The sequence below is a fragment of the Pseudoalteromonas sp. A22 genome, from assembly GCF_018141345.1.
Lineage (GTDB): Bacteria > Pseudomonadota > Gammaproteobacteria > Enterobacterales > Alteromonadaceae > Pseudoalteromonas > Pseudoalteromonas maricaloris.
Map to the genome: position 1 here is coordinate 913,614 of NZ_CP047237.1, position 26,355 is coordinate 939,968.

The 26,355-nt window shown below is 43.2% G+C and carries 24 protein-coding genes; 5 read left to right on the forward strand and 19 right to left on the reverse strand.

The genetic code is table 11. From position 1 onward, the window contains the following. Positions 1–306: 306 nt before the first annotated feature. Together GSF04_RS03615 and GSF04_RS03620 are read left to right on the forward strand one after the other, a co-directional pair. Positions 307–1,134, forward strand: coding sequence for an AraC family transcriptional regulator (locus GSF04_RS03615; protein ID WP_039496419.1), 828 nt, complete (start codon positions 307–309; stop codon positions 1,132–1,134). Between the two features lie 37 nt (positions 1,135–1,171). Beyond that, on the forward strand, positions 1,172–1,780 hold the full coding sequence (locus GSF04_RS03620; protein ID WP_211856664.1) for a LysE family transporter: 609 nt from the start codon (positions 1,172–1,174) through the stop codon (positions 1,778–1,780). 160 nt (positions 1,781–1,940) lie between these two features. Here the strand turns inward: GSF04_RS03620 and GSF04_RS03625 are convergent, their stop codons facing one another. The 16 genes from GSF04_RS03625 to GSF04_RS03700 form a co-directional block, all read right to left on the reverse strand. Further along, positions 1,941–3,026 carry a S41 family peptidase gene (locus GSF04_RS03625; RefSeq protein ID WP_249122331.1) on the reverse strand — a complete coding sequence of 362 codons (1,086 nt, stop codon included), beginning with the start codon at positions 3,024–3,026 and terminating at the stop codon, positions 1,941–1,943. Between the two features lie 79 nt (positions 3,027–3,105). Continuing rightward, positions 3,106–4,620: a cell surface receptor IPT/TIG domain-containing protein gene (locus GSF04_RS03630; protein ID WP_211856666.1), complete on the reverse strand. Its 1,515-nt coding sequence runs from the start codon at positions 4,618–4,620 to the stop codon at positions 3,106–3,108. A gap of 155 nt (positions 4,621–4,775) precedes the next feature. Beyond that, on the reverse strand, positions 4,776–6,032 hold the full coding sequence (locus GSF04_RS03635; RefSeq protein WP_211856668.1) for an ATP-binding protein: 1,257 nt from the start codon (positions 6,030–6,032) through the stop codon (positions 4,776–4,778). Between the two features lie 13 nt (positions 6,033–6,045). After that, positions 6,046–7,428: a sigma-54 dependent transcriptional regulator gene (locus tag GSF04_RS03640; RefSeq protein WP_211856670.1), complete on the reverse strand. Its 1,383-nt coding sequence runs from the start codon at positions 7,426–7,428 to the stop codon at positions 6,046–6,048. Positions 7,429–7,432: 4 nt separating this feature from the next. Then, the gene (locus tag GSF04_RS03645) at positions 7,433–9,829 is read right to left on the reverse strand and encodes an ABC transporter permease (RefSeq protein ID WP_211856672.1); all 2,397 of its coding nucleotides are present in this window, start codon (positions 9,827–9,829) and stop codon (positions 7,433–7,435) included. A 1-nt stretch (position 9,830) separates the two neighbouring features. Beyond that, positions 9,831–10,547 carry an ABC transporter ATP-binding protein gene (locus GSF04_RS03650; RefSeq protein ID WP_211856674.1) on the reverse strand — a complete coding sequence of 239 codons (717 nt, stop codon included), beginning with the start codon at positions 10,545–10,547 and terminating at the stop codon, positions 9,831–9,833. 12 nt (positions 10,548–10,559) lie between these two features. Continuing rightward, a complete protein-coding gene (locus GSF04_RS03655) occupies positions 10,560–11,810 on the reverse strand; it encodes an HlyD family efflux transporter periplasmic adaptor subunit (protein WP_211856676.1) in 1,251 nt (416 codons plus the stop codon). 137 nt (positions 11,811–11,947) lie between these two features. Further along, positions 11,948–12,328, reverse strand: coding sequence for a hypothetical protein (locus tag GSF04_RS03660; RefSeq protein ID WP_249122332.1), 381 nt, complete (start codon positions 12,326–12,328; stop codon positions 11,948–11,950). A gap of 97 nt (positions 12,329–12,425) precedes the next feature. Next, positions 12,426–13,010: a glutathione S-transferase N-terminal domain-containing protein gene (locus GSF04_RS03665; protein WP_130127602.1), complete on the reverse strand. Its 585-nt coding sequence runs from the start codon at positions 13,008–13,010 to the stop codon at positions 12,426–12,428. Next, positions 13,011–13,214: a DUF1289 domain-containing protein gene (locus GSF04_RS03670; RefSeq protein ID WP_130127601.1), complete on the reverse strand. Its 204-nt coding sequence runs from the start codon at positions 13,212–13,214 to the stop codon at positions 13,011–13,013. 20 nt (positions 13,215–13,234) lie between these two features. After that, the gene (locus GSF04_RS03675) at positions 13,235–13,519 is read right to left on the reverse strand and encodes a hypothetical protein (protein ID WP_211856678.1); all 285 of its coding nucleotides are present in this window, start codon (positions 13,517–13,519) and stop codon (positions 13,235–13,237) included. Between the two features lie 71 nt (positions 13,520–13,590). Then, positions 13,591–13,749: an I78 family peptidase inhibitor gene (locus tag GSF04_RS03680; protein ID WP_239359693.1), complete on the reverse strand. Its 159-nt coding sequence runs from the start codon at positions 13,747–13,749 to the stop codon at positions 13,591–13,593. 27 nt (positions 13,750–13,776) lie between these two features. Then, positions 13,777–14,223: an isoprenylcysteine carboxylmethyltransferase family protein gene (locus GSF04_RS03685; protein ID WP_211856680.1), complete on the reverse strand. Its 447-nt coding sequence runs from the start codon at positions 14,221–14,223 to the stop codon at positions 13,777–13,779. A gap of 70 nt (positions 14,224–14,293) precedes the next feature. After that, entirely contained in the window at positions 14,294–14,893 is a 600-nt protein-coding gene (locus GSF04_RS03690; RefSeq protein ID WP_039496397.1) for a Crp/Fnr family transcriptional regulator, read from the reverse strand. After that, positions 14,893–15,336, reverse strand: a complete 444-nt coding sequence (locus GSF04_RS03695) for a GNAT family N-acetyltransferase (RefSeq protein ID WP_039496395.1) — start codon at positions 15,334–15,336, stop codon at positions 14,893–14,895. Before GSF04_RS03695 ends, GSF04_RS03690 begins: the two co-directional genes overlap by 1 nt. Before the next feature lies 1 nt (position 15,337). Continuing rightward, entirely contained in the window at positions 15,338–16,627 is a 1,290-nt protein-coding gene (locus GSF04_RS03700; RefSeq protein WP_211856682.1) for a phytanoyl-CoA dioxygenase, read from the reverse strand. 358 nt (positions 16,628–16,985) lie between these two features. Between GSF04_RS03700 and GSF04_RS03705 the strand changes: the two genes are divergently transcribed. The 3 genes from GSF04_RS03705 to GSF04_RS03715 all read left to right on the forward strand — a co-directional run bounded on the left by GSF04_RS03705 (position 16,986) and on the right by GSF04_RS03715 (position 23,674). Then, positions 16,986–20,489 carry a S8 family serine peptidase gene (locus tag GSF04_RS03705; protein WP_211856683.1) on the forward strand — a complete coding sequence of 1,168 codons (3,504 nt, stop codon included), beginning with the start codon at positions 16,986–16,988 and terminating at the stop codon, positions 20,487–20,489. A 392-nt stretch (positions 20,490–20,881) separates the two neighbouring features. Beyond that, the gene (gene adhP, locus GSF04_RS03710) at positions 20,882–21,895 is read left to right on the forward strand and encodes an alcohol dehydrogenase AdhP (protein ID WP_211856685.1); all 1,014 of its coding nucleotides are present in this window, start codon (positions 20,882–20,884) and stop codon (positions 21,893–21,895) included. Between the two features lie 177 nt (positions 21,896–22,072). Next, complete coding sequence (locus tag GSF04_RS03715) at positions 22,073–23,674, forward strand: HAMP domain-containing sensor histidine kinase (protein WP_211856686.1); 1,602 nt, start codon at positions 22,073–22,075, stop codon at positions 23,672–23,674. Between the two features lie 66 nt (positions 23,675–23,740). Here the strand turns inward: GSF04_RS03715 and GSF04_RS03720 are convergent, their stop codons facing one another. The 3 genes from GSF04_RS03720 to prpF form a co-directional block, all read right to left on the reverse strand. Next, positions 23,741–24,346: a GNAT family protein gene (locus GSF04_RS03720; RefSeq protein WP_211856687.1), complete on the reverse strand. Its 606-nt coding sequence runs from the start codon at positions 24,344–24,346 to the stop codon at positions 23,741–23,743. Positions 24,347–24,430: 84 nt separating this feature from the next. Next, entirely contained in the window at positions 24,431–25,030 is a 600-nt protein-coding gene (locus tag GSF04_RS03725; RefSeq protein ID WP_249122333.1) for a LysE family translocator, read from the reverse strand. Between the two features lie 148 nt (positions 25,031–25,178). Further along, positions 25,179–26,354, reverse strand: coding sequence for a 2-methylaconitate cis-trans isomerase PrpF (prpF, locus tag GSF04_RS03730; RefSeq protein WP_211856688.1), 1,176 nt, complete (start codon positions 26,352–26,354; stop codon positions 25,179–25,181). Position 26,355 lies beyond the last annotated feature (1 nt).

Below are 26,355 nucleotides of genomic sequence, written 5' to 3' on the forward strand. Positions count from 1 at the left end.
GGTAAATTTCCGACCTTCAATATATATTCGGCTAACGGCATGCTAACCTTCGTTGGCAGCTATGGTATCAAATATTTTCCCGTAATAGGTAAGCAGTTGAATCACCTCTGCTCTTTGGCTTTGCATCTATTGTGATTTATTTGATAGGTTTAATGACCAAAGCCCGGGTTAACTAAGTTTCCTTGTGAAGAGTATTAAGCAAACTCCGAAGTGAATACATCAGCAATTTCGTTCAAGTTTTTTATTGATAGTTTGAATATATTGACTTGGTAGTTTTGCAAAAGTGCTCAAACAGAAGGAGGGAGTGTGAGTAAAAATAATCACTTTATATATACCCATAGCGCTCAGCAGGATGATGTGTCCATGCTGAGCGCAACCATGAGTGATTTCACCTACACCAAACATGCTCATGAAGAGTACTCGATCGGGCTCACTCTAAAAGGCAGACAAGACTTTTTCTGTCGCAGTGCTTTTTATAAAAGTCAGCCTGGCTGCGTAATGCTTTTCAATCCCGAAGATATCCATGACGGTCATTCTGGGGGCGAACACAGCTTAGAATATGTGATGCTTTACGTGCACCCAAGAGAATTGCAACCACTGTTTCGCTCTCTTGGTTATAAACAAGAAACAGTACTCAGACTTAACGACACCTTGTTCAATGACCCACTGTTGCGCTATCAAGTTCTTACCATATCTCAGCAACTTTTGGGACGATCCTACTCCAAAATTGAGCACGAAGCCGCCTTGTTTCAGTTGGCTCAATCATTGGTTCGTTTGCATGGCTGTTTAGAGTTACCACTTCGTAAAACAAGGGCTGAAATTTTAGTACTAAGAGCTAAAGACTATATATTGGCTAATCTTGCCAACGATATTTCGGTTGATGACATCGCTGATGTCGCCAATATGTCTAAATATCACTTTATTCGAGCTTTTCGAGAACACTTTTGCATAACTCCACACCAGTATGTTTTGAATTGTCGTATCAACTATGCTCGCAAACAGCTACTTGTAGGCCGTAGCGCCACCACCGCAGCGGTAGAGTCCGGCTTTGCTGATGCCAGTCACTTAAATCGTAACTTTAAACGCGTATTTGGCATGACACCAAAACAATTTCAGTTGCAGTTGGGCCGTTAGCTTAGCTCGTCGACTGCTAATATCGGAGTAGTAAATCATGTCAGAAATTTTCGCCTATGCTATCGGGGTAATGTATACCCCTGGGCCTATCAACTTGCTTGGCCTACATAGTGGTCTAAACAAACAGACGCGTGTTCATCTCGGTTTTTTCGCCGGCGTTGGAATGGCAATGTTCATCTTGTTCGTTATCTTAGGGATTGTCGGGCTCAAGTTTATTAATCCACAGCTACTGCCTTTTATAAGCTTGGCAGGGTGTCTTTATATTCTATATATTGCTTGGAAAGTGGCACATGCTAACGTTGAGCTCTCTGCTACGCGAAGTCCGGCCAAATCGTTGAGCTTTCGAGACGGACTTTTCATGCAGCTACTCAACCCCAAAGCGCTAATCGCAACCTTGCCGGTTTCTACCATTCAGTTTCCAAGCGTTGGCATTACCGGCATTGCCGTTGTCATATGGTCAATGCTCCTTGCTGTACTTGCATTCGGAGCCCCCACTAGCTATTCGATAGTGGGTTCAATGATGGGTAAACAGATCTCCGATCCCAAGTATTTTAAAGCTTTTAACTTAGTAATGGCTGCGCTATTAGTCTACGTGTCTTTAAGCATTGGCTATGACCATGTCATAGTGCCTTGGATAGTAAAATAACAAATTAGCAGATAATGGCAGAGATAATTAAGGATAAAGGCTGACACCCACGACGAACTTCAACCGTTTTTGGCTGTATTTTTGAGGTGGGTGTCTTAATCTTCCTTTAATCTTCCTTTAATCTTCCCTCTATTCGTAATGATTATAACGGTCGCTATTATTACATGGTGCTTTGTGGCGTCTCTTTGAATGGTGTGTCATTCGATAACTCTTCAAGCTTGTCGTTAATTTCCTTGATTTGATGTTCATTGCTTACTGACTTTTTAACTTCATTAAGCGCTATTTTATACGCCACATCTAAGGCGTTAGTCTGCGATGTTTCAATATGAGGTTTAACGCCAATCGATTCCCAATTTGTTTTCGTTTTCGGATTAATAGCCTTCGCTATTGGAATACCAGCTCTAAAACCACTTCCTAGCTCATAAAACTGCCAAGGATTTGCTCCACCTTTCGTTGTTTCCCCCACTAAAGTAGCCCGTTCAAGGTACTTTAAGTTATAAGCAAACTCCTCTGCCGCAGAGAACGTATCATTGCTCGTGAGTATGTACATGGGAGTGTCCAGATGAATTGAGCTACTAACATTATCAAAAGTTCGGAATTCACGAGTAGAGTCAGTCGCTCGCCAATAAATGCTGTTTAAATGGGTGTTTGGCTTTAAAAAATAACTACTAATAAACTGCACCATTTCAGCACTGCCGCCCCCGTTATTACGAAGGTCAAATATAAGAGCATCTACATTAGATACAAATCCCATTACACTTTCTGCTATGTTTTTTGAGTTTTTCGATAATTCATCAAACCCCCAAAAGTCAACATAACCTATATTGCCATCGAGTACTTCAACACGATTAAAGCCTGAATTTTTCCGACTTAATTTGGTAAACCAAGATTCACGCTTTGTTTTATTATTCTGGCTTTCATTTGGATTTCGCCATTGCACAGTAAAGTGCTTGTCAAACTTTTGCAATTCTGCGGTTAGTAGCGAGGCAAACTGTTCTTGTGACTGACTATGAGTAAATGCAGGACTTGCTTTGAGCTCTGTAAGAGCGTCTGAAATTTTATCTATCTTTTTTACTTCAACATATTGTTGCTCAATGTTATTTGTAAGCGTATTCAATATATGAGTTTTATCAATATAACTGATATCAGCATGTGCCAACGGGGACAAAATAACAAAGCCCCACGTTATAATGCCATTCCTAGATTTCATCTTTTTTCCTTTATTAGAGCAGATAATGGCTGACACCCACGACAAACTTGAACCGTTTTTTCTCTATCTTTGCGGTGGGTGTTTTAATCTTCTTTAGTCTGCTATTGTTTATTTTTTAGCGTGCTTGCAGCCGATACCGAACCTTATTGCTCGTTCCAACATTATTCGTTAATTGTAATATGCCTTTTGTTATACCGGTTGGTATCGTAAATGTAAGGCTAGATGGTGTATGAGTTGAAGGAACAAGAGTTTTATTTCCCATTGTGATACGGGTTTTATCATCAAACCCCACTCCCTTAAGCTCATATTGCTCGCCTTCTTGAACTTTGATTGAGGCATATCCAAATATTAACGGTGAGCCCGCTTTGTATGGGCTTAATCGCACTTCATTAGAACGCTTATTTCGAGTGTAAATAAATGCCTTATATTTGCGAAATGGTAGATTGAGTTCAAAGATTAGCGCTGAGTTAGTGTGTGATGTTGGCGCGATATTATAAATTTCTTCACCGTTATAGATAACCACTTTTGGGTTCTCCAGCCCGGCAAAGTCATCTCCAGAAAACACAACACTATCGCCGATACGATAAATTCGAGGCAATGAATAGCCATTGTAATAGCCAGCTTGAGAGGATATTTGTACACTCGGTGAATCACTTAATTTAAAGCCTCGCACTCGCTCATATGGCTCGGCGTCATAAATATCTAAAACTTTGTCGCCATCATTATCCAGATCAATAAAATCCTCAACCCCGTCTTTGTCAGAGTCTTCAGGCCATCCTTTCGTATTGAGTTTTTCGTCGGCATCCGCTATACCGTCATTATCAGAATCAAGATCCAAAAAGTTTAATTTATCATCTTGATCTGCATTTCCTGAGCCTTCGTGCTTATCACTAATGCCGTCGCCATCACTGTCTAAGTCCAATAAATTAATTACCCCGTTGTTGTCCTCATCGAGTGTAGTACCTTGCTTTACATAATACTCATAGAAGTCATGAACAGAGTCCCTATCGGTATCAATACGAGTTGGTTCAACACCAATTGCATATTCGGCATGATCATCAATACCATCGGTGTCATTATCTTTAAATACGTAAATTTCATAGGAATAGTCCGGCGCGCCACCCGACAAGTCATCAATGACGCTCAAATTGAATTTTCCATCATGGGGTATTTTAGTCAGGATATGCGCCATTTTGAGTGCGCTATGGGTATGGATCTGCGATGAGTTGATCACCAAACCACCTTGTTCAGAAAAATACACTTTGGGCTTAAAATTATCTGAGCTATAGATAATGCGAGCTGAGATATAGTCGCCCTTTTTTGCGCTAAACTGGTACAAATCACCATTATCACCCGCGTTTGAAATCACCCCCTTTACTTTAAACGGAAGTTGATGCGCAACTTTTACCGCATTGCTAGGGTTATCATTAGGTTCAATCTCGACGATTTCGGGATAACGAGCGCGTTGACCATCGAATGGAAACTCATCATGCTCGTCTAACACACCATCACCATCTTCATCTTTGTTTTGCCAAGTTCCCTTAGTTGGGTCAAGCGAGCTATTATGTGGAGTTGCAAACACAATGGTACTAACCAGTGCAAGTGCCAATAAAATGCATCGTGATATCATAAACAATCCTTATTAATGTTGTTTTTTAATTAATTTTTCACCCTGTAACCCGCTTCATAATTGCGCTCTTTCACTAATTATTATTAATACATTACATTGGGTGTCTTCGTTACTTTTGCTCGGGGTCTCTTTGTTATTTTTGCTGCTTTCAGCACTCAACTCCCACCCCGCTCTACGCTAAAACTGACTTTTGCACCACCGCTTGAGTTATTGCCTAGTTTGAGTTGTCCACCGTGGTTTTCAATAATAATGCGAGAGAGCATCAGGCCTATGCCGTTGCCATCAGCTTTGGTGGTGTAAAATGCTTCAGCGGCTTCGTTTAGGTTGGAAAAACCGGGGCCAGTATCTGTGACCGTAAACGCTAATTTGTCAGCATCTGAGGTGATGTTGAGTGTAACCTCTGGCGAAGGTGTGCACGCTTCTTGAGCATTATTAATGAGGTGGCAAAGCACCTGTTTGATTTGGCTCGTATCAAAAAAACCGAGCAGATCGGCTGTGCTTACTATCTTTAGTTGCGGGTAGATACTTTGTAGCTGAGCGCAAAACTCACCGAGCGCGACAATTTGCTTGTGCGCAGGAGGCAGTTTGGCAAGGGAGGCATAGTTGCCCATAAAAGATTTAAGGTAATTGGCGCGCTCGTTGATGAGTGACAGTCCACTGCTAAACCTTTCTATATCTAATTCACCGTTTAGGCGCTTGGTAAGGCTGCGCGCTACCGTGCCGATCGGCGCTAAAGTGTTATTGATCTCGTGACTTAAAATACGAACAAAACGCTGTAAGGCGTCTTTTTCTTGTTGATATAAAATGCTATCGAGCTGTTTTAAAACCAGTAAAGTGTGAGGTTTATTGGCAATGTAGCAGCTGTCGTGTTCAAGCAAAAAAGCATGCTCAGTCCCCTCTAGCATCACCGAAACCTTTCTTTGTTTTTGCTGAGCTTGTAATGACTGAAACCAGCACCAAGCATCGTCTTTGTAACAGTCAAAAAAGGTGCGCTCAGCGTAGCTGTTGGCAAATGCAACGCTTTGGCTGTCAAACACGATAAGTGCACAATCAAGCTTTTCAATGATTTGCTTTAGCAGATCGCTTTGCTCGGCCAGCGCTCGCTGATCGGCTTGCATGGTTTGCGCAAGCGCATTTAAGTGCTCCACCGTTGAACGTAATTGTGCGTCTTTGCCGTGTACCGCTCTTAGGGCATAATCGCCTTGGCGAAGTGATATCAACAAGGTATCAATGAGATTAATGGTGTTTTGTCTAGTCGAACCATATTTATAAGCGAGCAAAGCAAAACATAGTGCAAATACTAAGTCTATCAACATAATAAGTGTTGCTGGATAGTCGTGCACAAAGAGTAAAACATTAGTAATTACAAGTAGTAATGCACTTAACAGCCAGTGTCCAAATCGATAAAACAAGTTTGCTTATCTCCTACTCATATTTGTCCATTTTGCGATACCACGCACTGCGCGATAGTCCCAAGCTCTTCGCCGCTTTTGATACGTTACCACCGTGAAATTCCAGTCTTTTAAAGAGTGCTTGCTCAATAATTTCATCCAGCGTTAAATCATGATTTTCTGATGCGCTCGCAGTAGCAGTATTCATCGATTGCAACGCTGAGTACGGTGTAGTGTTGAGCGCCAAATCACTGGCAAATATCTGAGCATTTGAACAAGTAAACACCGCGCGCTCCATCATATGCTTAAGCTCTCTCACATTACCTGGAAAATCGTATACACTCAGTGCTTTAGCAGCACAGGGCATAATGCTCGGTGATGGTTTTTTATAATCATGACTAAAGCGCATTAAAAAGCGCTCTGCTAATGGCAAGATATCCTCTGGACACGCTCTTAATGGCGGTATTTCTACTTCCACCGTATTTAATCGATAATATAAGTCTTGGCGAAACTGATTATTGGCAATCGCTTCATTGAGTTGGCAGTTAGTGGCAGAAATAATCCTCGCAGTATTGTCCAAGACTTTGTGACTGCCAACCGCCACGTACTTTCGCTCTTCTAGCACTTGAAGCAATTTTGCTTGAGACTGCAAAGATAAATTGGCAATTTCATCTAAAAACAACGAGCCATTACTGGCGAGTGTAAATGCACCCACTCTATCTGCTTTCGCATCAGTAAATGCCCCCTTTTTATGGCCAAATAACTCAGAGTTAAATAGCTCGTCACTCACCGCCCCCATGTTAATCGAGATAAAACTGCCACCAGCACGACTTGAATGCTCGTGTACATACTGCGCGTAATAGCTCTTTCCTGTGCCATTTTCACCGGTCAGCAAGATGTTCATATCGCTTTGTGCCAACTGGGTGAGCTGTGTCAGTACACGCTGCTTTTTCTCACTTTGCGTAACAAAATCTACTGTGTGTTGGGGCTTTTTAAGGCGCTCGTTTTCAGCAGATAGCCGCGCTAAATGTTGTCTGTCAGCTCGCTTTTCGATTTGTACTTTGATGCTATGAGCAAGGCGCTCATCATCCCATGGCTTTTCAATGAAATCGGCCGCTCCTTGCTTTAGGGCAGCTATGGCAAGGTCTAGCGTCGCCCAACCAGTCATCACCACAATGGGTAAGAGCGGATCGATTTGAATGAGCTTAGCAATCGCCATCAGCCCTTCTTTGCCACTGGTGGTATCTTGGGTAAAGTTCATATCCAAGAGCACCAAGTCCACTTCCTGTGTACTGACATAATCAAATGCAGCCTCTGGTGTCACCACACCGTGACAAGCGTAGCCTTCATCCTCAAGTAAAAACTTCAGACTCGCCTGAATATCAAGCGAGTCGTCTACTATTAGCACCTTTTTCAAATTATTATTCCATTCTTAAGCTAACCGCAGGTTGGACTTTTATGCTGCGTTTCACCGGGATATAAAGCGCAAGGCATACCGCAGCAAATACCAGTAATAGAGTGATACTACCAGCACCAAACATAACACTAAACGGCACAATACCGCGGAAAAAGTCTACAGCAAGATAACATAATATATAGAAAATTAATGCAGAAATGGTCAGTCCTGTAACGGTATGGGTTAGATTTTTCTTGATAAATAACAACATGATCTGACGATCTTTGGAGCCAAGCGCACGGCGAATGCCTATTTCATAGCTAGATTTGTTAATATTACTCAGGCCCATGGCATAAATACCAATTAAAGAAAGCGTCAAGGCAAACCCACCCACAATCAAAAACACATAAATGATACTGGTGAACGCCCCCATCATAGAGCGATGGTTGTCGTAGTGATCAAAAATATAGCTGGTTTCGAGCTTACTTGAGAGCCGACCTAACACGCGATAAAAGGCTTCGTAACTTTGGCTTGGCGGCAACTCAGTAATGAACTTAACCGCCATTGCATTTTCCTTTGGCGCATATTGACGAAAACTAAAATAGACTTCATGACGACGATCGCTAGCAACAACGCTCATCTCATCCACTGCAATACCAACTATTTTAGCGCTTGGCCATTTTGCATCACGTAACATCAGTGAGCGCCCCAATACTTCCTCACTGCCAAACAGCGCGTGTGCGAGAGACTGGCTAATGATCACTACGGGCGCCGCTTCTGTGTTGTCTTGTGCCGTGAAGTTCCTACCACTTTGCAATTCGCGCTTAAAAAGATGGGATACCGCTTCAATATTTATGATTTTATCGGTATAAACTTCGCCCTCACTTGTTAGCACATCAAGCTCCATCTCACGTTGATACACGCGCCCTTCTTTAAAGGCAGGATCCAATGTCATTCCCACGACCAATGCGCTTGCCATTTCGACCGCTTTATCACTCGAAAACTCGCTTTCAGTTTGAAATTGCAGCTCAGTTGAGTACACCCCTTTGAGGGTCTCGCCGTCAATATTTCCCGCCATAGAATACATCACATAGCCTATGGTGCTCGACGCCATCAGCATAAAGCTCACTAAGGTCACCTGCAAAGACAGTAGGCGTTTTGACATCAATCCCGCCTGTTTTCCGGTTGCACCACGCGTGCCGTCTCGCAGTACATCATTGATGTTAAAGTTAGCGGTTTTCACCGCAGGTAACAGCACTGCAATAGCAAATACCAAGCTTATCAGCAGTAGTGACACCAAGATGGTGACTGTATTTAGCTGCCAATACCACCAGTACGGCATTTTGCCACCAAACATCATATTCATAAAAAAGTTCAGCGCTCGCAAACCAAGATCTGTTAATAATAGCGCCACCACCCAACTGCTAACGCAGTAGATCAAGCCCTCGCAAGCATGCTGCTGAACCACCCTTAATTTTTTCGCGCCAATCGCGGCCCGAATAGCCGACTCTTTTTGTCTCTCGATGATTTTGGCAAAAAGTAAGTTACCAATGTTGATTGAGGAAATAAGCAAAATAAGTACGATACCAGCCATAAACAGAGTAAATATAAATACCGCTTCACCGTCGGTGTTGTATTCCACCAAGGTCATGGATTCAACCCGAACCGTTTTATCTACCTCAAGTGCTGACTGGCTAACACGTTGCTGTGCATAATCAGTGAAAAATAAGCTTAAACGCTGCTCAAGCTTCGCCTCTACCGTCTCATTTGGCATCTTATAAATAATATCGATGGTATCAGCAGGTGCTGTGTTATTGCCTTTAAGAGGCAGCCAAAGTTTAGAAAATATCGGGAAGTTATTGTGTTTGGGCATCACACCGATTATCTCGTAAGGCTTTTGGTCAACAACCATTGTGCGCCCTATAACGTCTTTGCTACCTTGAAATAGATGCAACCAGAGATAGTCTGAAATCACGACCACATTTTGGGCCGCCCCCACAAAGTCCTCAGCAGTATAAAATCGCCCAAGTGCAGGTTTAATGTCCAGAAACTGAAAAAAGCGTTCATCAACATAGGAGCCTCGATAATGATTGCCTCGCTCAGCGTCACTTACCCAAACACTCGCCGGCGCAATATAAAGCCACTCCTCAAGTTGTTTAACTTCATCAAGTTCTCGTAGTTGTGGCAGCATGCTGTATTCAAACCGATTTTGCATGCTGATAGGGTTACGAACCTTAAAGATCCTGATTTCTGGGCTGCCACTACCCACTTGGCTATGTGAAAATGCCACCGTATAAATATAGTTAAAACCAATCAAAGATATGGTCAAACTGCCAACCATGATAAACATCATCAATAACGTAAAGCGCATTGATTTGGCGATGTTTCTCAGTGCATAACGAAAGTCTAGAAGTAATCCCATACTAAGCTCCAACGACTTTGCTTGCGCGCTCAAGCTGCTTTTTGTCTCTTAAAATTGTGCCATCTAGCATAGAGATAACACGGCTAGCGTAAGTCGTAGATTCGATATCATGCGTTACCATACAAATCGTTTTTCCAGCAGCATGAAGATCGCTTAACAACCCTAGCACTTGCTGGGCATTATTTGAGTCCAAGTTACCGGTCGGCTCATCGGCAAGGATGAGATCTGGGGAGTTAATCAAGGCTCTTGCAACTGCAGCGCGTTGCTGCTGACCGCCTGAAAGCTGAGAAGGAAAATGATTGATGCGGTTTTCTAATCCCACCATCGCCAGCGCGTCTTTGGCTTTTTGCTCCATTTCTTTTTGGCTAATGCCGCCGATATAAGTCAGCGGTAACATGACATTTTCGAGCACGTTTAAATCACTGATAAGATTAAAGGCCTGAAAAATAAAACCGATATGATTAGCGCGAATATGAGCACGCTCGTCCGAGCTTAAATTAAATGCTTGGTTACCACTGATAAAGTACTCGCCGTTACTTGGTTCATCAATCAAGCCCAAAATTGACAGTAACGTTGACTTGCCGCACCCTGACGGTCCCGTGATAGCCACAAACTCGCCGGGCTCTACTACGAGATTAATGCCGTCTAGCGCTTGAGTTGCAATTTCGTCCGTCTGAAACCGCTTTTCGATATTATTAAGTTGAATGACTGAGTTCATAATGATGTCCTGTTAACGCACTAGCACTTGGCTATCTTGAGTATACTTTTCCATATCGGAAATAATGATAATTTGATTTTTATTAAGCCCTTCAAGCACTTCGATGTAGTTTACCGAACGCTGACCAAATTTAACCGTTTTTTTCGTGGCGAGATGCTCATCAACAACAAACACGCTCGCTTGATTATTTGCAACAGCATTGGCTGGCATTGCGACGAATATCGCCTCGGCCTTATGGCTCGTTACAATAACCCCTTCAATGTTGAGTTTATCTCTGGCTTCTCTTGGCAAAGTGCCTTCAATGCTCAGCTCTACCTCAACTTGGCTATTGGTGACTTTTGGGGAAACGCGTTTTACGATGGCGTTAAAACGCGAAGTGTAAGTATCGATTGTAGCCGACTGCCCAACTTGTACATGCGGCGCATCTAGTTCTGCGATGTTTATCTTAGCAACCAGCAAACGCGGATCTGCCACCTCTGCAACCGAACTGGTATTAGACAATTGCATGCCCACTTCAATCAGCACATCCTGAATTTGTCCAGTAATTGGCGAGCGCACATCAAGTGCAGCAATATTCTCTTCAAGTAGCTTTATTTCGGAACGTAGACTTGCTTGCTCAGCCAGCTGCGCTTTGGCTTTTGCCTGTTGCACTTCTTGCTGAGTGGCAACCCTAGCTTGCTGTAACTCCACTTGCTTTTGACTACGCTGCATTGCAAACTCGCTGCGTTGATGATCAAGCATAGAGATAGTGCTATTGCCCTTTTCTATTAAGGTTTTTTGCGCCTGCCACTGAATTTTGTCGGCTTTATAAGCCAGCAAAGCATCATGATGTGCGGTTTGGGCCTCTTGCACTTTGGCCTTTAATTCTGCAAGTTCGGCCTCATGTTGTGCTGAAATTTTGGTAAGTTGGCTATGTTTTTGAATGAGCGCTTCGCGCAGTGATGGGTTTTCAAGCCGAGCAAGTAGCGTACCTTGAGTGACCATTTCACCCGGTTTAACCAACACTTCAACTACTTTTCCACCACTACTACTGGTAACCAAATGGCGTTTTTCCAATGCAAGACTGCCAAGTCCCTTAACACTGAGTTCAAACTCGCCCTGTTGAACTTTAGCAACGATTAACTCTTCTTGGAAAACCACGTTTGATGCACTTTGGGTATATGCTTTGGCAAAAAACACCAAACCGACCACAAGTAGCACAATAACAAGCAATGCGAGCTTCTTAAGCGGCATGCGCTTTGTTTTCGCCAGTTTTATATCCATACTCTGTACTCCACTTTGAGAATACAGATGATGAATCAAATTTTAGGCCAAATATTTTTTATATAAGAATCAATACAATACAGTAGAGCTGAGTTCGTACTCGATAAAACATGTGTCGAAATCGAGACACTAACAACTTAATAACTGTGTCGAAAGCGAAACATTTGTATTTGCTGATAATCGTAGAGCGAAATTCCATATTTTTTTAATGGAAACATCACCGTAGTATTCAAGCCTGAACTCTGTACGTGCAACGCTGTTTGGTCGTCGCTCAATGTCAGCTCACGCACGCCGAGCCAGTTGCAAAAGGTTTCACCAGAGACAGGACCACCAAAGGTAATACCTTGGTTATCAAACCGGGCAAACTGTTGCTCCGCCACACCAATAATAATGCTATAAACCAATGCAATAGCTGGCCCCATCCCCACGGCAGCCATGAGTTTTCCAGCACCATTAATGTTTGCTTGGAGTAAGTCTGGCAGGTAGACAAAACCAAGTACTGTGGCTGGTAATAACACACTATTAAGCAGTATTACTTTGCGTAACTTGGCACTTCGACTTTTGCTTAGTCTTTAAATTCAAGATTCATACGGTACTTTCGCATTCACTATAAAACTACGGATGCACTAAGTGCAATACGCTGCGAGCTTCAAGCCATGCAACCAATTCATTCTGATATTCCGTTGCGGGCTGCGCCAATTGAATACCGTAGCTAAATAAACGATAAGCAAGCACAGCATAAAATGCATCGACCATAGTTGGCTTTGCAAACATAAATGGGGAGTGAGCCGCAGCAAAAAGAGTCTCTACCCTTTTTAGTTCGCGCTTTGCCGCATCCGACAAATTTATTGACGTATTTGGCGTGAAAGAAAAAGGTAATTCACAGCGTAGCGCAGTGAAGCCAGCGTGCATCTCAGCGACAAGACTACGTGCCTGTGCACGCTCATAAGGGTCTTGTGGCAGCAAACCGCCTTCACTAAGGTCGTTGAAGAACTCTGCAATCGCGAGTGAATCAGTAATGACATGACCTTCCACGAGCAAAACTGGTACTTGTTTAGTCGGCGATACATTGGCCAACTTTGCTTTGTCATCACAAGAAGTCAAATCGATAAGTTCAATGTCTAACTTAATATCTAGGATAGACGCACATAACAGCGCTCTTAATGACCAAGTTGATTCGGTCCCAATTACCAATTTCATTTAATTTCCTTTATATTTTTGAGTATGTTGCTGTTTGCGCCTCGTGCAATGCGCTAAGACTTTGAGCTTTTCATCTTCGCTGTAACTTGTCCAGCCGGTGATTTCGTCCAACGTTCTAAAGCAGCCTAAGCACACATCTTTATCATCCAAACAACACTTTCTGATGCAAGGGGACTGGACTAAATTACAACTAGAGTGTGACATCGCTGCTCCTTCACACAGATTTACTCAAAATAGCTTGCCGGAAAACAAGACTCTCTCTTTTTGCCTTTAAAATGATGGCAGACCTCTCCAGTCTCAGTATTAATCAAAAAAGAGTGGTCAATATCCTTAAAGTAAAACCAAATAAATTCCATACCTTCCTCTGAAAAGTGTTGTTCAAAAGTCGGCTCATCAAAATGCGCCGCCAGCGCATCAATATCTGTTATTTCATCGTAGCTAACGGCATAGACTGCTAGGCTCGTGAACGTGGCTAAAACAAAAAATACCTTAACTAGGCCAATATGCATCTTAATACCTATAGTCATATTATTGGACGAAATACACCATCTTCATCAATCAATATACAAACTGGGCGGGGCTATCCCCACCACATACGCACTACCTGTTGCGCGTCGTTTAACTCAATATTGAGTCGCTGAGGTTGATGATCTTGGGTAAGCATATCTCCAGATTGGTACACTCTAACCACCTTACCAACGATTGTTTGTAGGGATTTTGAATAATCAATATCTTGCACCACTTTATCCTCATTTATGCTTGGAATTTAAAGCCAACGACGCACTCTCCTTTGATAGCGTAAATAGGCATCTCCAAAAGTTTGTTCCATCATCTTTTCTTCAAATTGAATGTACCATCTGTCGGCAATAAGTAAAAAAGCAATCACAAACAAAAATGACACAAGTGCACCACCGGTTAATACAGCATAGCCCAGTAATGCAATGACAAAACCTAGGTACATGGGGTTGCGGGTATATTGAAATACCCCAGCTTCCACTAATTTATCAGGCTTATTGAAAGTCATAATATTGGTTTCTTCCTTCGCGAATATCGTGCTGCCCGACTTGGCCAGTGCAAACCCCAAAGCAATCGGTACTAACCCTAATAGATTGAAAGGGTAATAAATAAAATGTGGTGCAGCAGTTAACCAACACACCACAGGCATCAATATGACAAATAAAAGCAGTAAAATAGGAGGCAGTAGCTTTTGCATGATGTTATTCCTTATCTGTAGGACAAAAATTAAAGATAAGATAATGCGAATTTTGTTGCTGCGCCTTAACCTATGTTAAGCCAAGCTCTTTTCTAATTCTCGACAGTGATACATCCGTGATCCCAAGGTACATCGCGATATGGCGCAATGCAACCGAGCGGCTTAATGCTTGATTTTCTGTGATAAAGCGTAAATACCTTTCCTTTGCACTTAACTGGAGTAACGCCGCTTCGCGTTTCTCTTTTTTAAGCACTAACTGTTCATAAATTTTGCGCACAAACCGCCCCCAGTTGAGGTTTTTCTCAGATACAGTGACTAAGTCAGCATAGCGAATTTCGGCAATCACACTGTCCGTTAGCGCTTGCGTTGAAAATGGACTCGGCTGCTCTTCTAGATAACAAGATAAACAAGAGAATGCCCCGCCCTTCTGTAGCAGAGATTTGTTCCGTTCATTACCCTTTTCATCTAGGTAGAAATAACGTCCATATCCATCTAATAAGAAATAAACACTCGAGATTTTCTCACCCTGTTCGAATAGCATCGTATCGGCTGTGATATGACCGATTTTTATATACGGAGCCATAAGCAGCCAATCCTCGAGTGAAAACTCCACTAACCGCCCATATACAGCTAACCATTTTTGATAATTTTCGTTACTTGATTTAGACATTAATGTAAGTGCTTTTCGAATAATAACAGGATTTTATTGTCGTAAGGCATCGTATCGAACTGCTGATATCCAAGCTTTTGGTATATGTGTTGTGCTCGTGTATTATCAGCAAATACATCTAGCCAAATGCGCGTTATACGCAACTCCTCTAACACATATTTTTCCATCTGATTTATCGCTTCTTGCCCTATTCCCAATCCCTTTTTAGCAACCACAATCCGGCGAAATTCAACACTTTTCAGTTCTAGTTCAACGGCTAAAATAATAAAGCCAACTATTTCACTGCCTGAGTGGATTGTTAAATAGTGTATGTTGGATTCAGAAAATAACTGCTGATGAGCAAGCAGCGAATTGCTCAAGATAAATTCCTTATTATCATCCGCATTCTCCATTTCGCTCAAAGCTGGAAGTTGTGTAAAAACACCTCGAACTAATGTGACCATCTCATTCGCTTTTATACTTAAGTAAAAGTTTCGAATTAAGTTCACTAATAAAAAGGCTATCCTGTAATCTCGATTCTTGTTCCATTAGCCACTCCTCAAAAGCCTCTAAAGTAACGGATTGATAGAGCTTCGCTAGCCAATCTTGAAGCGAAACATTAAAAGCATCACACAAAGCTTGCTGACATAACCAAAGATTTTCAGGCATAGCCATATTCTTACCATACTTGATGAGCTGAGAATGCTGAAAAACACTTTTTATTCCAACAAGGCCAAGCTTTCCCTGTTCATCTATGGGCGCAAGGCAATTATCTTGCACGAAACTCGGCGGTGATGGGAATTCAAACACGAACTCGGGAGATTCATAATTGACGTATGCATATTTGACAATAGCGCCAGCTGATAAATTAGTTGCTTCACATGGGATGGTAAACGGAATATTGAGACTGCATTCATTTTCACCAAGTGCGTAGCTATCATAAACGACGATATCCGTTTGCAACTTAAAGCCATCTCCTGGCTGGTGGCTATCTGGGATAACCAGCTTCCCACTTAATAGCGTATCGTCACCACCACTGAGTTTCTGTACCGAAGATTTCTGTAAGTTAAAAAACTCTCCAATGTGTATTTGCTCCCCTTTTCTATTTAATGTTGCCGATAATGCGATAGACTCAGGGATCAAAATACCGTCTTCTTTGAGGTAGGGAAATAGATGCTTGAAGATCCAAACTTGTGGCTCTCTTTTTAGTAGTGCCGTCATCGTCTCGGAAATCACGATATCAAAGCTACATTTTTCTTCACCCTGCCATTTTAATGCATCGTAACAAACCAGCTGTTCGATACAGTGCTCGACATCAAAAGTATCAATTAACTTTTTCACCGCTACGACATTTTCTGGGTGTATATCAAGTAGGGTAGCTTTTATAGGAAGACTGGGGCGTAGTGCTAACAATGGAAGCAATAGCGTGGCGTAGGGACCGGTGCCTGCGTATAAAATACGAACTTCGGATAAGCCTTCACTCAATTTATCTTCAATCGCTGCTTTTACGCCCTGCATAAAAACCAAACTACGCAGCTGTTCTTGAGAACATTTAGCGGCCTGAACAGGGGAAATGGCTACACCATACTCAGTGTGAACACTACTCCAATCATTCAAATCAAACTGAGTATCAACGCCACTCAATTTACCAAAACATTGCACGAACTCGTCAAACAATACAGTCAATTCAGGAGACTGCTTATTTGCGGAAAAAATTCCTGCTAAACATCCGAGATTAAAGCTATTAAGATCCATTTTCTTTCCTGCGATATATAAGATTTATTGGGCTAACGACTTCTTTTTAATGAATTATTATTTAAGAATAGTGTGAAAATATTAGCAATAAAAATATTCAATTAACTTGCTGTGTTGCTAATGCATTTTGGCTTCACCATCTCAGCAACGTTCGAAACAATGAGAAAAGGCATATTCCCCACTTAATGATCCTACGTCATGAAATTGTTAATGACAAAAGAATTAAAAAATTAAAAATCCCATTTTCCGTAACAAAAAGTTGAAATAACACCCAAAAAGGAACTATATTTGTTCAAATCCTGATCCAGGATGTAAACAAAACAAATAAAAATCATAACAAGTATGATGGGGAAATCCGATGTCAACTCTAAATAAGTCAGCACTCGCAATCGCCGTAGTGACAGCTTTATCTTCTTCTACCGTTACCGCTGCGACGTACAATCAATATAATTTTGAAAACAAACCTCCTTTACAAAGCCAATATCCCGATTTTAAAAACAAACAGGCGAGAAAATCAACTCACAACGTCGTTACGTGGTTAGTTAAATTACACACACCTTCTATTGCAGAACAAAGCCTTACTGGTATTAACGTCAAAAATGCAACATCAAGTATTCAGCAAGCTCAACAGAGCGTAGAAACCGCAATCGCTAGCACTAGTCCTACGCTGCAGGTTGTCGCTAAAACGTCTAAGCTATCTAATGCAATTATCGTCAATGGCGAAGAAGCTGAAGTTAACAAACTACTACACAATCCATTGGTACATTCTGTGTTACCTGTATTTGATTATAAATTGAATGTGGCAGACAGTGCCGACTACATAAAGGCAACGCCTTTAGTTTCCACTGGTGAAGTTACAGGTGAAGGAGTTCGTGTTGCGGTACTTGATACGGGTATTGATTACACCCACCAAGCGTTTGGTGGCCCTGGCACAGTTGAAGCGTATGAAGCTGCTGCAAGCAACCCTGCAGATACGCCGGCTTGGCCACAAGGCTTAGTATTAGGTGGATATGACTTTATCAACAACGATCCAGATCCAATTGATGCAGGTACTAACCACGGTACACACGTTTCTCATTCAGTAACAGGTATCGCACCAAACGTTGAATTATTTGTTTACTCCGTCTGTGCAGAAACTTGCCCTGGCTTGGCTCAACTTTTAGCGTTGGAATCTGCAATGGATCCCAATGGGGACGGTGATATTTCTGACAGAGTAGATGTTGTTAACATGTCACTAGGCGGAGATTTTGGCGATAATCGTGCAGGTGCAGTTCAAGAACTTATCGATAAAGCCGTGATGCTAGGTACTAACGTTGTTATCTCAGCAGGTAATGATGGCCCTACACCATTTATAGTTGGTGGCCCAAGTACAACAGATAATGCACTTTCTGTTGGTGCTATGGAGCACTCTGTCATAAAAGGTCAGCACATTTTAGCGTCCTTGATGGGCGAAACGACTGAAGCTGGTGCGGCAAGTTTTAACCCTGAGGGCTTTGAAGAGTTTGAATTTAGTAGCGACACAACCCCGCTAGCATTTGTTGAGACTGAAAAGAACGACCGCGGAGATGCAACATCTATTGCTTGTGATCCTTTTGCAGATGAGGTCGACTTTACGGGCAAAGCTGTCCTCGTTGACCGCGGTGCATGTAACTTCACCCAAAAAGTGCTAAACGCCCAAGCGAAGGGCGCTAAATTGGTTATGATTGCCAATAATGTTGAAGGTGGTGGTCCAACAGAGCCTGGAGGCAGTGCTCCAGGTATTGAGATCCCAACTATTGGTTTGAGCTACAGCCAAGGTAAAGCACTTAAACAACAGTTATTGGCTGGAAACAATGTTGCCTATAATGTGAATGCCACAATCATTCTAAAAGAAGGCATGATCGCGTCATTTACCTCTCGTGGACCTTCTATCAGCGGAAGGTTAAAACCTGAAATCACAGCGCCAGGTGTTAGCATTATGACTGCACATCCAGGCCTTGGTGATGGACTCACTCCAGCAAGTGGAACTTCATTCTCTGGCCCTATTACAGCTGGAGCCATGAGTATGCTTAAAGAAGCACTACCAAATCGCAATGGTTTTGAACTAAAAGCAACATTAATGAACGCGGCTAACTTAGATGTTACCATGGAGCCTCGCTCGCAAAACCCAAATGCTGCGCTTGCGCCAATCAGCTTTATCGGCTCAGGTCTTGTAGATGTTGAAAAAGCGGCAAACCTTCCAGTTGCAGCATGGGCTGAAGATACGATGCAAGCAGCGCTATCATTTGGCTTGGTGTCACTATCTGAAACTTCATCTATCACCAAGAAGGTAGTCGTTAAAAACTTCTCGAATCAAGAACAGACCTATACATTGGCATATGAGCAGCGATTTGCTGACGACGCAGAGCGTGGTGCACTCAGTATGGCCTTTCCTGAGTCGATCACCGTTCCTGCAGGACAAACCATCTCGTTTGACGTCACAGCAACTATAGATCCAACTAAACTGCCTGAGTGGACATTAACTTCTGCCAACATGGCATTCTTGGATGCAACACACGACCTTACAACGTTAGAGCTTGATGGTGCATTGAACTTTATGTCTGGCGACGCAAAAGCGCTGCACTTGGTTTATCATGTGCTACCAAAAGCCGCCGCGAATGCTAAAGTCATGCCTGTCGTTGATGACCAAGGTGCTAGACACGTATTAACCAATACTGGCGCTGCGACTTTAGAGCCATTTTTCGCTCCAACTGTTGCAAAAGATGAAACAGGTGATAGCGAACGTTTAGATATAATCGGTGCTTCTGTAGAAACAACTTCAGTTCCAACTAGCGTTTGTGATACCGGTTACATGCTATTCACGACCATGGTTACTAATCAACCTATTATCCACACTTATCAAGGTGGCTTTATGGCTGATTTCGATTTGCCAGCTGAAGGTGAGACATCGCCAGATGGCACTTATGATGTAACTGTTCAAAACGGCAAGCAAGAATGGTTTGGCAATTTCCTATCTGGTAGCGCTATCTCATTTACTCATGGTTATGGTTCAGGAAGCGGTTTTATTACTAATATTAACTTTGCATCAGGTAATAATTTCGTCACCATGAGCAGTTGTGCCGATGCATTTGGACTTACTGCCGAGCAGATCGCAACTGGAGTGGAAGCCAAAATTCGCTTCCGCACGGAAGAAGAGACTTGGATGCCTATCCCCTCTAACTCATTAGATGAAGCTTTCGCGAATAGCTTTATGATAAAAGCACCAGCAATGGAAGTAGCTACAACTGAAGCGGAAGGTTTAGCTATGCTCGTTGATGATGCTGGTAATGAAGTAACAGAGCTTGCACCTGGTGAGTCAGCAAACCTAACTTTCTCCGACAATGATTTCATGATTCTATCAAGTAACGGGGCGGTGCCAGTTATTGTTTCTCCGTCAGAAGAATCAGCGAAAGCGCCAATCATCACCGCTGATCAGTCATTCTCTGTCGAGGAAAATACAGCAGTAGATACCGTTATTGGCCAGCTAGAGGTTGAATACGCATCTGACTTTGCGAACCCAGTTTCTGAGTTTATTGTTATTGCTTCAACTTCTTCAGCTATCACGGTTAATTCATCAGGACAGGTCATTGTCGCCAACAGCGAGCAACTAGACTTCGACTCAGGACTAGAAAGCGTTGAGCTTGAAGTCGTGGCGACTGATACCGGTGGCAATGTATCTGAGCCTGCGAAAATTATGGTCGAGGTAACAAACTTAATGGATGAAGAGTCAGAACAGCCGACTCCAGATCCAACGCCTACGCCGACACCATCAAAATCTTCAAGTGGTTCACTATTTTGGTTACTACTAGCTGCACCACTAGCGCTGCTACGTAGAAGAAAATAACACCCTACATTTTGTAATTAAGTAATGAAATGGCGAGCATTATGCTCGCCATTTTTATTTAACCTGAGGTTTGGATAAGGAATGTTCCAACTCATTGTTGCTAAAGCACAACTTAGTTTTTTCCTTGTCTAGCCAGCAAGTTTTAGGGAAAACACCGCTTCCGCGTCCTGCTCTCGCTAAGGTACCTACATCCTGTAGGCAAGGCGAATTTACGCACCAATAGCTGGCTATTGGAAGTGAATTCAACGCAGTTAGCGCTAAAACTGGCTGCTAGAAAGGCATTAATTATCCGCAGCTCAGGTTATTTACTCTCACCTCATTCATTGTTTCGGATCAAATTGTTCCTAGTTATAGCTGCTAAGCTACTATCGACTCAATCAAGGAGCAAAAAGATGAAAGCAGCGTTAGTGCACCAATTTAAACAACCGTTAGAAATTCAAGAAATTGAGAAACCGCAACTTACTCAAGGAGCGGTCATCGTTGAAATAGCCGCCTGTGGTGTTTGTCACACCGACTTACACGCCTGTCATGGTGACTGGCCAGTTAAGCCTAAATTACCACTAGTGCCTGGTCACGAAGGTGTGGGTACCGTTATCGCAAAAGCTGACGATGTTAAACATCTAGCCGTTGGTGATAGAGTGGGTGTACCTTGGCTTCATAGCGCCTGCGGTCATTGTGAACACTGCCTAAAAGGCGACGAAAACTTATGTCCAGAGCAGTTAAATAGTGGCTATTCCGTCGACGGCGGTTACGCACAGTACTGTAAAGCCGATGCCAACTACGTGGTAAAAATCCCCGAAGGCTTGTCATTTGTCGATGCCGCACCTCTATTCTGCGCGGGCGTCACCACCTATAAAGCACTAAAAGTATCGAAAGCCAAACCTGGTGAATGGGTTGCCATTATTGGCGTAGGGGGACTTGGTCACTTAGCAGTGCAATACGCCAAAGCAATGGGGCTGAATGTAGTTGCAGTTGACACTGGCGAATCAAAGTTAGCACTAGCAAAAGAGCTTGGCGCCGACTTATGTATCGACTTTAAGCAGGGCGATCCCGCAGAGTTGATGCAAAATAAGCTAGGGGGCGTTCAAGCCGTGGTTTGCACCGCGGTCTCAAAACCTGCCTTTACCACTTCGTTTAACAGTGTGAAGCGTGGCGGTACTTGCGTGCTCGTTGGCTTACCACCAGAGGAAATGCCTATTCCTATATTTGATACCGTTCTTAAAGGTATCAGTGTTGTTGGCAGCATCGTTGGTACCCGTCAAGACCTCACCGAATGCTTACAGTTTGCTGCTGAGGGCAAGGTAAAAGCCATTATTGAAACCAAGCCACTTGAGCAAATCAATGATATATTTGACGATATGCTCAATAGCGACATCAATGGCAGGATTGTACTTACATTCGACTAGACCCATCGAGCAGCCAAATACTTGTTATCCATTTGGCTGCTTTCTCACTTCGGCAATGTGACAAAAACATAGAACGACCAACCAGAACATAGGATGACAACGGCCACAGAACAACTTGTTATTCCGAGCTTAGGTTAACTATACTTTGTGTATTCGAGTCTTAACAACGTTGAATACATGGCAGCCAGTCAAAGCAACATACTTCACCCAAGTCAGTCGTTTAGCTTTAAGTACTTCTACCATATATCAGCGCTCTCCATGCTGCTTTTTTTTCTTTCTGTGGTGTTCACATTTTTGGCATTCGTCAATAAAGAAGCGCAAGAGCAAGAAATAGAAAGAAACTTTAATCTTGTTCGTTTATCCCAAGAGTTAAGACTCAGCTCAGATCAACTCACCATGATGGCGCGGGCTTATGCCGCCACGGGCAACCCTAAGTTTAAGCAATTTTTTGATGAGATCTTAACGATCCGTAACGGCACTTCCCCTCGCCCTAAGCATTTGCACCGCGTCTATTGGGACATGTTACTGGTCAAAGAGGGTCAAGCACCATTTGAAAAAGAAGCACCAAAAGCGCTGCTGACATTATTATTAGAAAACGGGGTTTCTGCGGATGAATTAACTATGTTGCGAAATGCAGAGGATAAAAGTGAAGCACTCGTCTCACTTGAGCGTGAAGCCTTTGAACTCGTGGCAGCAGGGAAAAATCAGCAAGCCCTAAATATTTTGTACAGCGAGGCTTACCTCCAAAGTAAAGTACAAATAATGACGCACATCAACGCCTTTTTAGAACGCAGAGAGCTGGATTTCAGCTCACTTCTTGCAAGCAGCAATAAAAAGGTAAAGTCCTATTATGGCGCCGCGTTTGTTTGCTTTATCTTGCTATTACTTAGCCTCATCGCGTTGTACAACTCTCGCTCGGCCATCCGTAAAAGTATTATTGATTATCTAAATACGGAGGTAAAAAGCCAAACTGAAGAGTTAATAGAAAAAAACAATGCACTTAATCACGCGATCAGTGAACTCAGTGAGACTCAAAAGCGCCTGATAAACGCCGAAAAGTCAGCAACGTTGGTGCGATTGATCCCAGGACTTGCCCATGAGATTAACACGCCGATTGGCGTCGCGATGACCGCTTCCAGTAACCAACTATTGCTTGTCGAAGGAGTAAGACAAAGGGTCAATAAAAATGAAATCGCCAAGTCTGCTTTATTGCATTCGATAGAAAATATCGAGAGTTGTGCCAAGCTCGTCGTCAATAGTACCGAGCGGATCACAGGTATTATCGACAAGCTCAAAATCATCACTAATACTGGATTTGAAGGAGAAGTAAAGCCTGTTTACTTACAGCCACTTATCACACGATGTGTGAGTGAGCTTGCCAATCAACACCCACATATTGATATTACCTTAGATATTCCCGAAGCACTTGCTATCACCGCGCCTGAAAGGTTGTTACAGCAGGTTTTCCAACCTGTAATAGAAAATGCGTTTTACCACGCCTTTGCTGATAACTCAATGCAAAGCCCATGTGTGATTATATCAGCTCAAGCCTCAAAACTTGGATATACGATTAAAGTCACGGACAACGGCAGCGGTATTCCACATGAAATCAAAGATAAAGTATTTGATCCATTTGTTGTCGGTAATCGCACCCAAAAAGGCTTGGGTTTAGGGCTAAGTGTTGCACTCGCAATTGTCACTCAGTATTTTAATGGCGTAATTGAGTGTGAAACAGAATCTAATTCCGGAACATGCATCATTATCAAGTTACCGAGCTAGTCGCGCTAACGGACCCAGCCGATACTTTGGTTTACTTTCCATAAATGCACACTTTAAGCTTCCCTATTATTGTGGCAATGCTTTGTAAATAGAATACAGAGGAACAACGCACTGCCACTCTTCCTGAGATATAGAGTACACAGCAAGGTTGAAGCACTCGTTCCGATAAACACCTTCACGACGTAATATGCCGTCAAAGTGCGCACCAAGTTGCTCAACCAACCGGCGTACTAAATCATTACGCTCGTCGACTCTAAATTCAACCAAAGCGAAGCCTAGAGTATTCAAATACTCTGTCACGAATAAACAAAACACCTTGTCGAACAGAGTATCGTGAATAAACCAACTCTCTTCTACCAATACTTTTTTGGCCGCTGAGTCATCGACTGTAATTAAGATCATGCCAAGCATTTCGCGCGTTTGAGTTTGCCGCACACAAATACAGTGCTTTGACTTATCTTCAGCTGCTTGTAAAAAAGGTACTAGCACTTTTTGTTGTCGTAACTTTAATAACTCTTCGGCATCGTACTCTGCACCATATCTAAACGAAAACAGACGCTCCAACCGTTGATATTCACCCGCTCTTAACGTTCTCAAAGCAAATGCCGAGTCCGAAAATTCAACACGGATATCACTTATGGGGACGTTGTTTTCATCTGGTGGGGCGATCATTGGCTTTTCTGAGTGACGGTTGCATAACTCAGATTATTACATCTATTCAAGTCTAAAAGCTATGCCTGTGACTTCCCATCAACCTCAAACGACAAATAGCCCGTAAAGAACGAGCACAACCAAAGTCAACGCAAAACCAATTCGGATCTGTTTAAGTACGGTCTCATCATTCAGTGTTTTAAAAATCACACCACCTAATACCAGCCACATTGTGTCGATCACTATCGCCACCACGTAGCACACGCTAGCGGCAAGTACCGTAGCAACTAGGTTTGAGCTTGCCGGCACCGAAGCCGTCGCAAAAATAGCGATACAAGCCGCGTAAGCTTTGGGGTTGAGGAGGTTAAGAATAAACCCATCTTTAAAGCTCGGTAGCTGCGCACCTGCACTACCAAGCGCCGCGTTGTTTGCTGCAATTTTGTAGGCAACATAAATTAAGTAGGCGGCTGCAAGCCATTTGAGCACGAGCGTCACTTGGGGATGGCTAACCAGTAACCCTGCAACCCCTGTGGCTGCAAAGATCACCGCAACAAGCAATCCTGCCAAAATACCAGCTAAGAACGGGAAACCTTTTTTAACACCTTGACTCGCCCCCGTCGCAGCCAGTGCAAGTGGCGCAGGACCGGGTGAGCCAAGTAATACCGCGGTTGTGATTGCCACAGAAAGTAAAGCTTCAAACATCATATCGTCCTTATGAATTACAAGTCTGCATGGTGGAAATCAAAGAAGAAGCCGAATGGCAGGCACACCTTCACGACCAAGCAACAACTCGGGAGTTTTCTTATCTTGAAAATAAGGCTCTTGGGAACAGAGCCTTTAGTTTAGTATGGAGCTACGCCTCTGGGACGCGAACTCGGCCTTCCATTAGCACGCGGGCACTGCGGCTCATGACGGCTTTTTTAGCTTGCCAGCGACCAGACTCTTGTAGTGCTTCCGCGCCAACCTTTAAGGTGCCTGACGGATGTCCAAAGGTCACGGAGTTAAGATCGCCACCACCAGCGGCTTCGTTAACTAAGGTGCCAGGAATTGCCACCGCGGTTGCTATCGCCACAGCGGCTGTGCCCATCATCGCATGGTGCAACTTACCCATAGATAAGGCGCGAACGTTTAAGTCGATGGTATTGGCTTCCACCGCTTTACCGCTCGACGCAGCATAAGATTTAGAAGGTGCAACAAAGGCAATTTTGGGGGTATGTTGGCGAACTTTCGCTTCGTCAATATGACCTATTAAACCCATTTTAACTGCGCCATAAGCACGGATCTTTTCAAATCGCTCTAGTGCAGCTGAGTCTCCATTAATCGCTTCTTGTAACTCTGTACCTTCATAACCTAAATCGGAAGCACGGAAGAAAAGCGTTGGGATCCCGGCACTTATCATGGTCACTTCAAAGGTGCCTTCATCAGGCACAGTTAACGTATCGACGAGATTGCCCGACGGAAACATATCAACATCTGGGTCGCTTGGATCCATAAACTCAACCACCACTTCTGCTGCTGGGAAAGTTACGCCATCCAGTTCAAAGTCGCCCGTCTCTTGCACTTCCCCATTGCTGATTGGAACATGCGCCACTATGGTTTTGCTAATATTCGCCTGCCAGATTTTAACGACGGCGACGCCGTTCTCTGGCACTTTATCCGCGTCGACTAAGCCATTACTAATCGCAAATGCACCTACTGCAGCCGTTAAATTGCCACAGTTTCCGCTCCAATCAATAAATGGCTTGTCGATAGCGACCTGACCAAAAAGATAATTCACGTCATGGTCGGCTTTGTCGCTTTTACTTAAAATCACGGTTTTGCTGGTACTGGAAGTCGCACCGCCCATGCCATCGGTATGTTTACCATAGGGATCTGGGCTGCCAATCACACGTAGCAGCAAGTTATCTCGCGCTTCACCCGGTTGCTGCGCGTACTCGGGTAAATCTGTTAAATTAAAGAACACCCCTTTAGAGGTGCCGCCACGCATATAAGTGGCGGGAATTTTAATTTGCGGCTTAAATTGACTCATG